Here is a 12606-nt window from a genome sequence, read left to right as displayed (position 1 = left end):
TCTAATCTACTAATTAGAAGAATTTAACTTTAAATTCAGCACCAACATAACGCTCTTCATTAACAATACCCGTGTTATTGTTAAAGTCGATTGCGCCTATTGCTTGTTGCTCATCAAATAAGTTACGAACAAAACCAGCAACTTCGTATTCGTAGTCACCTTGTGCCCATCTGTAACCTGCACGAAGACCAACTTCAGTTAAAGGCTTGCCTTCAAACTCTACAGATTCATATAAGAACATGTTGATTTTGCTGCGGTAAGAAATGTCACCATTTGCAAAGAAATCACCATCTTCAAGCTCTTTAGTGTAACGAAGTGTAAAGTTAGAAATCCACTCTGGTGCATGCGGTAAGCTGTTACCGTCTAAAATTGCACGAGCTTCAGGACCAAAAGGACCTGCAACTTGGAAAGTTGGATCTGTCACAGTACACTGGCCACACACAGCTACAGCTAGGTCATTATCTTTAAGCTCAGTTTTGTTATAGCTTAAGTTAAATGTTGCATTAAGCTCATCGCTTAATACCCACTCAGTGTCTAACTCAAAACCGTAGCCCGTCGTTTTATCTGCATTGATTAAGCGGTTAAAGTTTGCACCACCACCTACAGCAGTCAATTGCTGATCGCTCATTGTGTAGTAGAACACAGTTGCGTTTACGCGACCTTGTCCGTCTAACACGTCTGATTTAATACCTGTTTCAAATGAAGTTACGGTTTCAGAATCAGCTGTTGTTACTTCATCACCAAATAAAATACGACCTTGCAAACTTGGAGCACGGAATGTATTAGCTACACGGCTGTACCAGTTTACGTCTTCGTTTACTTTGTAGTTTGCAGATAAATCCCAGCTTACATGGCTATCGCTAACATCTTGCTCGATAAATAAAGCACCACCGCCAACAGGGCTAAGTGTACGATCTGCAGAGAAATCTTTTTCATCATCAGAGTAACGAAGACCCGCTGTTACTTTTAAATCATCAGATACAACATAATCAACAGAGCCAAATACTGCCCATGCTGTTGTGTCTTGCTGCTGTTTTACATACCCGTTTAAGGCGCCAGCATTTGGTGATGAAAATGTGTCGTAGCTAAAGTTTTCAATTGTTAGTTCTTCATCAAAGTAAAAAACGCCTACTTGATAATTTAAGTCGCCGTCAAAGTTACTTGATAAACGAAGTTCTTGAGTAATTTGATCTTGCTCAGGAATACCATCGGCACTTTCTGAAGGGAATGGAATAAAGCCAGGGCCCATGTAATCAGGAAGGAAAACAGCACCGTAACCACCGTCAATATCACCACGAGAGTAAATTTCAGCGCTTTCCCATGCAGAGATAGACGTTATAGTGTGGTTTTTAAGTTCCCACTCAAGTCTTAGGCTCATACCTTCAGATTCTACTTGTTGAGTAGAACGAGCACCGGCATCTTGGTATACAACATCATGCTCGTAGTTATCAACCAATTCGTTAGAGCCAGATTCAATTACGTTTGCACGAAACGCAATAGGCGAACCATCTAAATCACGTGTGTGATAGTTTAAAAGCGCAGAAAAATCATCGCCTTCATATAAAAACTGAATACGTGCAGCTTTTTCAGTATAACCGCCCTGCTGATCTTTAGCTTCAAAATTAGGTGCTTGGTTATCAATGTAATCATCTTTATCTTGCCATAATAATGAAACGCGAGCAGATAAACGATCTGTTAGCGCACCACCTACAGCACCTTCAGTGTCTACTGCGCCACGGCTACCGTAAGAAACAGCACCGTAACCGTCAAACTCTTGGCTAGGTTTAACTGAATCAAACTTAACAAGGCCTGCAGGCGTATTACGGCCAAATAAAGTACCTTGTGGACCACGTAGTACTTCTACGCGCTCAATATCAAATACAGGAAAGCCTTTTAAAATCGCATTTTCTTGAACAACTTCATCAACAACTAAAGATACAGGTTGAGATGCATTTAAATCGAAATCTGTGTTACCTAAACCACGTACGTAAAAACGAGGGAAAGAACGACCAAATGAAGATTCGATAGACAAGCTTGGAATTTTCGCGTTCATAAAACGAATATCCATACCCGCAGAACTGTAAGCATCAAGGTTATCACCTTGCAATGCAGATACAGCTACAGGCACCTCTTGAGCATTTTCTACACGTTTACGTGCAGTAACTTGGATAACTTCTAGTTGATTACTTTTTTTAGCCGTTTCTTCTTCAGCAGCAAATGAAGAAACAGAAGTGCCAGCAGCAGAGAGTAGTGCGGCATTGATGATTGTCGCTATTGCAGATTTTTTAATTGCTTTCATGTCGGGTTTTAACCTTTTGTATGCACTCTTGTTCAACGGTTTTTTGTGTTGCGCAATGTATTCATTGCGGGCTCGTACAATTTTTCGCGACTTGGCTATATGCGCGCGGACCTTATTATCGAGAGTACAAAAACGAAATAATAAGGCTGAACGAACGTATGAGATTATACCACTGTGTGATAAATTTACTGCATAAAACCTTTCAATTTATGAAACTTTTTTGCAACATTTAGCCACAAGATAGCGACTTTTTATTACTTTTTAGATGTAAAGACCCAATTATAAGGACATATGTCCTTATCAGTGAAACTACAAATAAAGTAGCGGTTTTAAAGTTTTAACTTAAAAACCTAACTTAGGTACGCTTTTTGCTGACCAAGAAAAAACCGCACAAGGCGGATTTTTTCAATGTTTTATCAAGTACGCTTTATGGCTATTTCACCATCGATATGAATGTCACGTTGAGGGAACGCAATCACCACATTATGTTGCTCAAATATGTCATAAAGACTAAAGCGAATATCACTGCGCACAGTTCTAAGCATGGTTTCAGACTCAGCACATACCCAAAAAACAGCGTTAAAAACTAGCGAGCTATCGGCAAAGTCATCAAACAACACTGCCGATTTTGGTGTTTTTAAAATTGCGTCATGCTCATCTAAAACCTGCTGAATGAGCTTTTTAACTAATACCACATCTGACCCATACGCCACCCCCACACTCACCGATGAACGTGCATTACCATCAATTAACGTCCAGTTGGTTACTGTGTTCTCTAATAATTGACTGTTAGGTATTAGCATATGTACTCCGTCATTTCGACGAATACGCGTTGAGCGTGTGTTGATAGTTTCGACGACACCTTTGGCACTGCCTACTTCTAAAAAGTCACCTATTCGAATAGGACGCTCCCACATTAATATCCAACCGCTTATAAAGTTATTAATTATATTTTGCGCACCAAACCCCACGCCTATTGCAATAGCACCAGATACAAATGCAAATGCCGTCAATGGGATATTTAATACTTCCAGCGAGGTGAAAACTAAAATGGCGATACTTAAAATAAAATAAATACGCGTAAATAAATGAACAGCATCTTGGCTTATTTTTTTGGCAAGTAAGGTTTTTTTTATTAACTTGCCAATGTGGGTAACCACAAACCACATTGCAAACAGAATAAGCGGCACCTGAATTATTTTTGCCACTGTTAGTTGGATGTCGTTGTAACTAAACACAACAAAAGAAAGGATTTCGTTTATTTGTTCTAAATTCATTTATTTTCCAATCAGGGAGTCTTTAACTTTATTATAAGGTGAATGTGTTTTAATTAACTAACCTTAGCACGCCACAATGCAATTTAACTGACTTTAAACATTGCGTTTTGTTATTTTACAGCACTTATGGCTCCAAAAAAGGGCATCAAAATAAACAGCTCAAACTACTTTTACCTACCTAAACTCCTATTTTTAGCTAATTTGCGTTTAAATCCAGCTTAATCTCGATAAACTTTATTGTATATAAATCAAAATTTGGTAAGTTAAGTGGGTTTTTCGACTCGAAAAGCCTATTCCGGCTAATCTTTCTATGGAGTTATTATGCGTAAAACCCTAATCGCCACTACAATTGCTAGTGCATTATTACTATCTGCCTGTTCAGAAAATAAATCAGAAACACAAACAATGGCAAAAGAAAGCGCAGCACAAGTGCAAGACGTAAACGCAAGCAATGTGTTATTCAAACCAAGTCCTTTACAATACATGGCACCTGAGTTTGATAAATTTGGTACTAAAGATTACGAAGCCGTATTTGATGCAGGAATTGCAGAGCATACAGCTCAAATACAAGCAATTGCTAATAACCCAGAGCCAGCAACATTCAAAAACACATTAGTTGAAATGGAACTATCTGGAGAATTATTAAACCGTGTATCTACGGCGTTTTATAACTTATCTGGTTTAATCTCAGATGACGAATACCAGCGCATTAGTAAAAAAATGGCGCCAGTATTATCGGCTCACTCTGATGACATTTATTTAAATGGCGCTTTATTTGAGCGCGTTCAAACAATATACGACAACCAAGCAACACTAAGCGCTGAAGACCAACGCCTTGTTGATTTTTACTACAAGCAATTTGTAAAAGCCGGCGCTAAATTAAGCGACGAAGAAAAAGCAAAAATGCGTGAAATTAACGCACAGCTTGCTAACTTATCTACTGCATTTTCGCAAAACGTTTTAAAATCGTTTAAAGAAGACGTGATTGTTGTTACTGACAAGTCTAAACTTGCAGGCCTTTCTGAAGGTGAAATTGCAGGCCTAGCAGCTGCAGCTAAAAAAGCAGGCAAAGATGGCTACATGATCACGCTTGTGAACACCACGCAACAGCCTATTTTATCAAGCCTTGAAAACCGCGAATTACGTGAGCAAATTTTTACTGCATCAGCAAACCGTGCAGCACAAACTAATGGCCCTATCATCATTGAAGAAACAAACTTACGTGCACAAAAAGCAGAGCTTTTAGGCTACAAAGATTGGGCCTCGTATGTAATGACGTCGCGTATGGCGCAAACAACTGAAAATGTATATGGCATTTTAGATGACCTTGCCCCTAAAGCAGTAGAAAAAGCAAAAATTGAAGCCGCTGCTATTCAAAAAGTAATTAATGATTCGGGCGAAAGCTTTGAACTTAAACCTTGGGATTGGGCATTTTACGCTGAAAAAGTACGTGCTGAAAAGTACGACCTAGACCCTGCGTTAGTTAAACCTTACTTTGAGATGAGCTCAGTAATTAACGATGGTTTATTTTTTGCGATGAATAAATTGTACGGTATTACGTTCAAAGAACGTCAAGACCTACCGGTTTACCACGAAGATGTAACCGTTTATGAAGTATTTAACGCTGACGGCAGTGCAATTGGTTTATTTTACATGGACCCATACGCACGTGAAGGCAAGCGTGGCGGCGCATGGATGAGTGCTTACGTAAGCCAAAGCGGCTTAAAAGGCACTAAACCGGTTATTTATAACGCGCAAAACATTCCAAAACCCGCTGAAGGCGAGCCAACGCTTATGACCTTTGACGAAGTGTCGACTATGTTCCATGAATTTGGTCATGCTGCTCACGGTTTATTCTCAGATGTTAAATACCCAAGTCTTGCAGGCACTGCAACAGCGCGTGATTTTGTTGAATTTCCATCTCAAGCACATGAAGATTGGATGATTGAGCCTAGCGTACTTGCTAATTACGCTAAGCACTACAAAACAGGTGAGCCAATTCCACAAGCATTACTTGATAAAGTATTAGCATCGCAAAAATTCAACCAAGGTTTTGGTACGACTGAATATTTAGCGGCTGCTTTATTGGATATGGAATGGCACTCATTTGGTTCAGATAAGAAAATCAATGATGTTCAAGAGTTTGAAAACGCAGCGCTAAAAGCTCATGGTATTGATTACTACCCTGTACCACCACGTTATAAATCAAACTACTTTAGCCATACTTTTGCCGGCGGTTACTCTGCGGGTTACTACGCATACCTTTGGACTGAAGTATTTGCGGCCGATGCGTTTGCACATATGGAAAACAACGGCGGTTTAACACGTGAAAACGGTGATAACTTCCGTAAAGAAATCCTATCAAAAGGTAATAGCCGCGACTTAATGCAAAGCTACATTGAGTTTAGAGGTCAAAAACCAACAACCGACGCACTACTTAAGCGCCGTGGTTTAGTAGAATAATAACTTAACTTATTATTTTTAATATAAAAGCCCGCTTGCGGGCTTTTATTGTTTATACCTTAATTTATAACAGATAAACTTAGCCAATTAGTTATTACAAAATGATGGTTATGGGCTATTTATTTGCAGTGACCCTACTTTGGGCATTTTCGTTTAGTTTAATTGGCGTATATTTAGCTGGGCAGGTTGATGCATGGTTTAGCGTATTAATACGTGTTGCGCTAGCCACATTGGTATTTTTACCCTTTCTTAAACGCCTTCCTCCCGCCACCGCAATCAAGCTTATGTTAATAGGCGCTGTGCAACTTGGAGTTATGTACAGTTTTTACTATCACTCATTTTTATTTTTAAGCGTCCCTGAAGTATTGCTTTTTACGGTTATGACGCCGCTCTATATCACTTTATTAAACGACGCACTTAACAAACAGTTTAATCCGCAATTTTTTATTGTCGCTTTAATTGCCGTTTTGGGTGCTGTCGCAATTCGTTATGAAAATCTCGACAATGACTTTTGGCTAGGGCTGTTGCTTGTGCAAGGAGCCAATTTAAGTTTTGCAACCGGGCAAGTTACTTACAAACGACTAATGCAAGGCAAGCAGCTTGACGGCAAAGCGGCATTTAGCTGGTTTTTTATTGGTGCGCTTATTATTGCCGGCTTATGTTACGCATTATTTGGTAACCCAAGTAAGCTGCCAAGCACAAATACACAATGGGGAATTTTAATTTATTTAGGGACTGTAGCCTCTGGCCTAGGTTATTTTTTATGGAATAAAGGCGCAACGCTTGTCAATGTGGGGGCTTTGGCGGTTATGAATAACTTACTCATCCCTGCCGGTATTATTGTTAATATTGTTATTTGGAATAGAGATGCCGATATTTTTAGGCTAAGTATTGGTGCAGCAATAATGCTTTTAGCTTTAGTGGTTAATCAAATAATGGCGAAAAAATAAGTTCACTTTCCTGTCGTTTAATTGTCATTAAGAGTCACTAAAGTAGTGCAACTTTTATTTTTTAAGGATAAACAATGAAACGCATTACCTTATCTGCCAGCTGCCTTCTATTTGTTGCACTTGCGGGCTGTGACGACGAAGTTAAAATAATCGAAAAAGACGTGGTAGTAACGAACACTAACGTTGAAATTGTAGAAGTGCCGACCCCTGTGGTTGTAGAAGTTGCACAAGGAAGCAATATTCAACTAGGTACTCGCCCTGATTATTTAATTAACGACATGGCGCCAAGCGAACTAAAAACACAATTAGCCTCTTGCCAAGATGGCCCATTTTATACAACAGACTTTTCAATTGGGCACCGTGGTGCGCCAATGCAATACCCTGAACATACTAAAGAGTCTTACGTTGCAGCAGCGCGAATGGGCGCAGGTATTGTAGAGTGCGATGTAACGTTTACAAACGATAAAGAACTAGTGTGTCGCCATTCACAATGTGACTTACATTCCACCACTAATATTTTAGCTATCCCAGAACTTGCCGCCAAATGCAGTGTGCCATTTACCCCTGCCAATCAAAATACTGGGGCTCCCGCTTCAGCAAAGTGCTGTACAAGCGATATTAGCCTGAGCGAATTTTTGACCCTTGAAGGAAAAATGGATGGTGCGAATCCTAAAGCCACCACAGTGGCAGAATACCTTGACGGCACCCCAAATTGGCGTACCGATTTATACTCAAAAACAGGAACGCTATTAACCCACAAGCAAAGTATTGAGTTATTTAAAGAGTTGGGTGTAAAAATGACCCCAGAGCTTAAGTCGCCTCAAGTTAGCATGCCTTTTGATGGTATGAGCCAAGAACAATACGCACAAAAAATGTTGGATGAATACACGCAATTAGATGTACCAGCAAATCAGGTTTATCCACAATCATTTAACTTAAACGATGTAAAATATTGGATTAACACCAACCCTGAATTTGCAGAACAAAGTGTTTATTTAGATGGCCGCGATAGCGAAGCAGGTTTTGATCCGAGCAATCCAGCAACATGGCAACCAAGCATGGCTGAACTGGTTGCTGACGACGTTAAAATACTCGCCCCTCCCATTTGGATGATGTTAACCATCGATAACGATAATAATATAGTTCCTTCACAATACGCAATTGACGCAAAAGCGGCAGGTTTGAAGCTCATAGCATGGAGCCTTGAGCGCTCAGGGCCGCTAAATGAAGGGGGTGGTTATTACTATCAATCAATTGCTGATGTAATCAATAACGATGGCGATATGATGACTGTCGTTGATGTGTTAGCAAAACAAGTGGGTGTAATGGGTATATTTTCTGATTGGCCAGCCACGGTAAGCTACTACGCAAGCTGTAATAAAATGCCAGCCAGCATTTAAAAAACCATTTCAGCGGTCGTTTATTCTGCTGCGCTCAGTTACCATAAAGAAAGAGTCTAAACCTTTTTAACTGAGCGCTTTTATGATCATCCAACACCATAATGCTGATTTACCAACACCAACAGGCCTAATGCGAACCACAGTGTATCGTCCACAAGCCGATGGGCAGTTTCCTGCTATTATTTTTTACTCTGAGATTTTTCAGCAAACCGCCCCCATTGCCCGTAGTGCTGCACTTTTGGCAAGCCATGGTTTTGTTGTGTTAGTACCTGAAGTATTTCATGAGTTAAATCCTATCGGAACTGTACTTGCCTACGACGATGCAGGTAAAGATAAAGGCAATGCTGATAAGTGGGAAAAACCGCTTGAGCATCACGATAGCGACACACAAGCATTAATCGATTTTGTAAAATCGCAACAATACTGCTCAGGTACAGTGGGTGCAATGGGCGTATGTATTGGCGGACATTTAGCATACAGAGCTGCACTTAATCCCCAAATAAAAGCGGCGTTTTGTTTATACGCAACCGATATTCATAGCGATACACTACCAGCTCAAAAAGGAAATAACTCGTTTGAGCGTATGGCCGACATACAAGGTGAAATACATTTTATTTGGGGTAAGCAAGACCCTCATGTACCTCAAGAAGGTCGCAGTAAAATTTACCAACAATGTATTAGCAGCGGTATTAATTACCAGTGGCAAGAAGTTAACGCACAACATGCCTTTATGCGCGATGAAGGTGAGCGTTACGACGGTGCACTAGCAATAGCAATGTACCAACAAGCGGTGGCGCTATTTAACCGTACGCTTTAATGCAAAGCCATTAAGCTATTTAAACGCTTTTCAGCATACCCAGCGCGGTATGCTGCTTAACAAAGTACGCTTTTAAATAATCAATAAATAACCTAAGTTTTTTAGAGCCTGTGGCACCTGGCGGAAACACCCCATAAAGCTCAATATCTTTAGTTTTGTAATCGTCTAGTATGATCTCTAGTAGCCCTGCTTGTACTTTAGGCCACGCATCATAAAGAGGAATACGACCAAGGCCATGCCCCGCCTCTACAAATGCCGTTCTAGCTGCCGCATTATTAGTACTTAAACCACCTTGCATTGTAATGTCGTGTTTTTTACCATCTTTTTGAAGTGTTAATGTTTTACTTCCTAATTGATACACGACCCACTTGTGCGCTTTTAACTCCGCTGGGTTTTTAGGTTTACCAAAATAATCAAAGTAATCTGAAGAGCCACAAATACAGGTGCTCATTGTGGTTAGTTTTGTCGCTTGTAAGTTTGAGTCACTTAACGCAACACCACGAATGGCAATATCAAAGCCATTTTTTATTATATCTACTACGTCGTCTGTCAATTGTAGGTCGATGTCAATTTTTGGATATTGACGCTTAAACGTATTTATAGCGGGTACAATTAATTGCATGCCTACATTAACGGGGCAACTCACTTTAAGTAAACCTTGCGGCTCGCTTTTTATATTTTCTATTTGTTGATTTGCGGCATTGGCTTGCTCAGTAATAACGCGACAGCGTTCGTAATACGCTATACCGGCCTCAGTGAGTGTCATTGTGCGAGTAGAGCGGTTTAAAAGCGTAACTTCAAGCTGGGTTTCTAGCTTTTTTAAGTGATAGCTTGCCACAGCTCGCGTTAAACCTAGTTGCTTAGAGGCGGCAGTTAAACTTCCTTGCTCTACAATTTGTGCAAACACCACCATACTTTTTAATTGTTCGAATGACACTTTCATGGTTGTTTCCGCCTAATTTACAATTCAACCCATACATTGTATCAATTATTAAATCAATAAAGTCAAATTTATCATCGTTGTTTAAAGCAATTCAAATGCATATAGTAAATGCATGAGTTTGGTAAATACCAAATACTGATTAACTCAATTATCGAAGGAATATTGTTATGGCTAAAAAAATACTTATGGTACTTACTTCACATTCGGACCTTGGTAACACTGGTGAAAAAACCGGTTTTTGGGTTGAAGAATTTGCAGCACCTTACTATGCATTTGTAGATGCAGGCGCTGAAGTAACACTTGCGTCTCCAGCTGGTGGCCAACCGCCAATTGACCCTACAAGTACACTTGCTGATTTTCAAACCGATGCAACTAAACGTTACGATGCAGACAGCGCAGCACAAACTCTAATGGCAAATACTAAAGTACTAAATGAAGTAAACTCAAGTGATTACGACGCAGTATTTTATCCAGGCGGCCACGGCCCATTATGGGATTTAGTAGATAACACCGATTCAGTATCACTAATTGAAAATTTTATCAAAGAAGAAAAACCAGTAGCTGGCGTATGTCATGCTAGTGCTGTGTTTTTAAATGTTAAAGATGCAGATGGCAACGCATTGGTAGCAGGTAAAAAAGTAACTGGTTTCACCAACAGTGAAGAAGAAGCCGTACAACTAACCGACATAGTCCCATTTTTAGTAGAAGACGAGCTGATCAAAAAAGGCGGCGACTACCAAAAAACTGAAGATTGGGGTGTGCTTGCTTTAGAAGATGGTTTATTGATCACAGGTCAAAACCCTGCAAGTTCGGAGCTTGCTGCTAAAAAACTATTAACTAAATTAGGTTAATAACAATTATACACTAAAGGCCAATACGGCCTTGATTAAGCACAGCATTTGAGCTGTGCTTTTTATTTGCTTTTCATTACTCAATACAATTCCTATACTAGCAACTACTTAAGCTCATTAGGGAAAATATATGACAACCCAGTCTCTGTCATTAGTTACTACTACACGATTTACAATATTTAGTATTGTTGCTGTTTGCTTTGTACTTCAAGTTATTAATAGCCTCCCAGGAATAAACCTCAATGGTTTAGGTATTTATCCGCGTAGCATTCAAGGTTTAATTGGCATACTTTGCGCTCCCTTTTTACACGGTAGTTGGTGGCACTTTGCCAGTAACATGCTGCCATTTGCGGTGCTCAGTTGGCTTATTTGCCAATACAGTGTTAAACGATTTTACACCGTGTTTGTTTTTACTGCGCTTGTAGGTGGTTTACTTGTATGGACATTTGGTCGCAGTAATTTTCATGTTGGTTTGAGCGGCGTAATATATGGGTTGTGGGGTTTTATTCTATGCTATGGCGTGGTTAGGCGTTCGCTAAAATCAATCGTAATCGCTGTAGTCGTTGCCATACTTTATAGCGGTTTTATTTGGGGCGTATTGCCGCAACGTTTTCATATTTCGTTTGAAAGCCACTTATTCGGAGCCTTAAGTGGGTTGTTTTTGGGTTATAAATTAGCAAAAGCAGATAGACAAAAAGGTTTGTGAAAAAACTATTTTAAGTAAATCAATCTAACAGTGAGGTTATTTATGAGCAATAAAAACGATTACACACCAGCCAAGGTGTGGACGTGGGAAAGTGAAAGTGGCGGTAAGTTTGCCAGTATTAATAGGCCCATAGCTGGGGCAACTCATGACAAAACCTTGCCTATTGGTGAACATTCATTTCAGCTTTACTCGCTAGCAACGCCTAATGGCCAAAAAGCCGCTATTATGTTTGAAGAACTTTTAGAGCTTGGTATCAATGATGCGCAATACGATGCTTATCTAATTAATATTGGCGAGGGGGATCAGTTTGGTTCTGACTTTGTTAACATTAATCCAAATTCAAAAATTCCTGCGTTACTTGATCACTCAACAACACCGCCAACTCGTGTATTTGAGTCGGGCTCTATTTTACAATATTTAGGTGAAAAATTTAACGCATTTATACCTAAAGGCCTTGTAGCAAAAACCGAGTGTCGTAACTGGTTATTTTGGCAAATGGGTTCTGCACCCTACTTAGGCGGCGGGTTTGGCCATTTTTATAGTTATGCGCCAAGTAAAATGCAATACCCTATTGACCGCTTTACTATGGAAACCAAACGCCAACTCGATGTACTTAACCAGCATTTAAGTAACAATGATTATATGGCGGGCGATGAATATTCAATTGCCGACATCGCTATTTGGCCTTGGTATGGCTCGCTTGTTTTGGGCGACTTGTACGATGCTGCAGAGTTTTTAGACGTTGCCTCTTATACGCATGTTGTTAGATGGGCCAAACATATCGCTGAGCGTCCAGCGGTTAAAAGAGGTCGTCGTGTTAATCGCACATGGGGCCCCGAAGAAGACCAGTTAGCCGAACGACATAGCGCAGACGACTTTAAATAAACTGCTGCTAACGCT

At 40.0% G+C, this 12606-nt stretch carries 10 protein-coding genes; 7 read left to right on the top strand and 3 right to left on the bottom strand.

Features of this window, described 5'->3' with window-relative positions:
- Positions 1-13: 13 nt before the first annotated feature.
- Entirely contained in the window at positions 14-2299 is a 2286-nt protein-coding gene (locus tag ATS76_RS11370) for a TonB-dependent receptor (protein ID WP_058405051.1), read from the bottom strand.
- Between the two features lie 416 nt (positions 2300-2715).
- The gene (locus ATS76_RS11365; protein ID WP_058552238.1) at positions 2716-3576 is read right to left on the bottom strand and encodes a mechanosensitive ion channel family protein; all 861 of its coding nucleotides are present in this window, start codon (positions 3574-3576) and stop codon (positions 2716-2718) included.
- Between the two features lie 321 nt (positions 3577-3897).
- Here ATS76_RS11365 and ATS76_RS11360 point away from each other — a divergent pair, with 321 nt between their 5' ends.
- The 4 genes from ATS76_RS11360 to ATS76_RS11345 all read left to right on the top strand — a co-directional run bounded on the left by ATS76_RS11360 (position 3898) and on the right by ATS76_RS11345 (position 9206).
- Entirely contained in the window at positions 3898-6039 is a 2142-nt protein-coding gene (locus tag ATS76_RS11360) for a M3 family metallopeptidase (protein WP_058552237.1), read from the top strand.
- 101 nt (positions 6040-6140) lie between these two features.
- A complete protein-coding gene (locus ATS76_RS11355; protein ID WP_058552236.1) occupies positions 6141-6989 on the top strand; it encodes a DMT family transporter in 849 nt (282 codons plus the stop codon).
- 74 nt (positions 6990-7063) lie between these two features.
- A complete protein-coding gene (locus ATS76_RS11350; RefSeq protein WP_058552235.1) occupies positions 7064-8389 on the top strand; it encodes a glycerophosphodiester phosphodiesterase family protein in 1326 nt (441 codons plus the stop codon).
- A gap of 82 nt (positions 8390-8471) precedes the next feature.
- Positions 8472-9206, top strand: a complete 735-nt coding sequence (locus ATS76_RS11345) for a dienelactone hydrolase family protein (RefSeq protein WP_058552234.1) — start codon at positions 8472-8474, stop codon at positions 9204-9206.
- 19 nt (positions 9207-9225) lie between these two features.
- Here the strand turns inward: ATS76_RS11345 and ATS76_RS11340 are convergent, their stop codons facing one another.
- Positions 9226-10149, bottom strand: a complete 924-nt coding sequence (locus ATS76_RS11340; protein WP_058552233.1) for a LysR family transcriptional regulator — start codon at positions 10147-10149, stop codon at positions 9226-9228.
- Positions 10150-10316: 167 nt separating this feature from the next.
- On the opposite strand from ATS76_RS11340, the gene ATS76_RS11335 reads away from it, so the two are divergent.
- The 3 genes from ATS76_RS11335 (at position 10317) to yghU (ending at position 12591) form a co-directional block, all read left to right on the top strand.
- Positions 10317-11000, top strand: a complete 684-nt coding sequence (locus ATS76_RS11335; RefSeq protein WP_058552232.1) for a type 1 glutamine amidotransferase domain-containing protein — start codon at positions 10317-10319, stop codon at positions 10998-11000.
- Between the two features lie 130 nt (positions 11001-11130).
- Positions 11131-11706 (top strand): rhomboid family intramembrane serine protease, encoded by a 576-nt coding sequence (locus tag ATS76_RS11330; RefSeq protein WP_058552231.1) that lies wholly within the window; start codon positions 11131-11133, stop codon positions 11704-11706.
- A 42-nt stretch (positions 11707-11748) separates the two neighbouring features.
- Entirely contained in the window at positions 11749-12591 is an 843-nt protein-coding gene (yghU, locus tag ATS76_RS11325) for a glutathione-dependent disulfide-bond oxidoreductase (RefSeq protein ID WP_058552230.1), read from the top strand.
- The last annotated feature ends 15 nt before the right edge of the window (positions 12592-12606 follow it).

It is taken from the genome of Pseudoalteromonas sp. 10-33 (assembly GCF_001469195.1).
In the GTDB taxonomy this organism is placed as follows: domain Bacteria; phylum Pseudomonadota; class Gammaproteobacteria; order Enterobacterales; family Alteromonadaceae; genus Pseudoalteromonas.
Note: the sequence above shows the minus strand (reverse complement) of the source record. Positions and strands in the feature narration are given on the sequence as shown.

Coding starts and splice junctions, on each gene's coding strand:
- ATS76_RS11330 (WP_058552231.1), top strand. CDS start 11,131: ATGACAACCCAGTCTCTGTCATTAGTTACTACTACACGATTTACAATA.
- ATS76_RS11335 (WP_058552232.1), top strand. CDS start 10,317: ATGGCTAAAAAAATACTTATGGTACTTACTTCACATTCGGACCTTGGT.
- ATS76_RS11350 (WP_058552235.1), top strand. CDS start 7,064: ATGAAACGCATTACCTTATCTGCCAGCTGCCTTCTATTTGTTGCACTT.
- ATS76_RS11355 (WP_058552236.1), top strand. CDS start 6,141: ATGATGGTTATGGGCTATTTATTTGCAGTGACCCTACTTTGGGCATTT.
- ATS76_RS11345 (WP_058552234.1), top strand. CDS start 8,472: ATGATCATCCAACACCATAATGCTGATTTACCAACACCAACAGGCCTA.
- ATS76_RS11340 (WP_058552233.1), bottom strand. CDS start 10,149: ATGAAAGTGTCATTCGAACAATTAAAAAGTATGGTGGTGTTTGCACAA.
- ATS76_RS11360 (WP_058552237.1), top strand. CDS start 3,898: ATGCGTAAAACCCTAATCGCCACTACAATTGCTAGTGCATTATTACTA.
- ATS76_RS11365 (WP_058552238.1), bottom strand. CDS start 3,576: ATGAATTTAGAACAAATAAACGAAATCCTTTCTTTTGTTGTGTTTAGT.
- yghU (WP_058552230.1), top strand. CDS start 11,749: ATGAGCAATAAAAACGATTACACACCAGCCAAGGTGTGGACGTGGGAA.
- ATS76_RS11370 (WP_058405051.1), bottom strand. CDS start 2,299: ATGAAAGCAATTAAAAAATCTGCAATAGCGACAATCATCAATGCCGCA.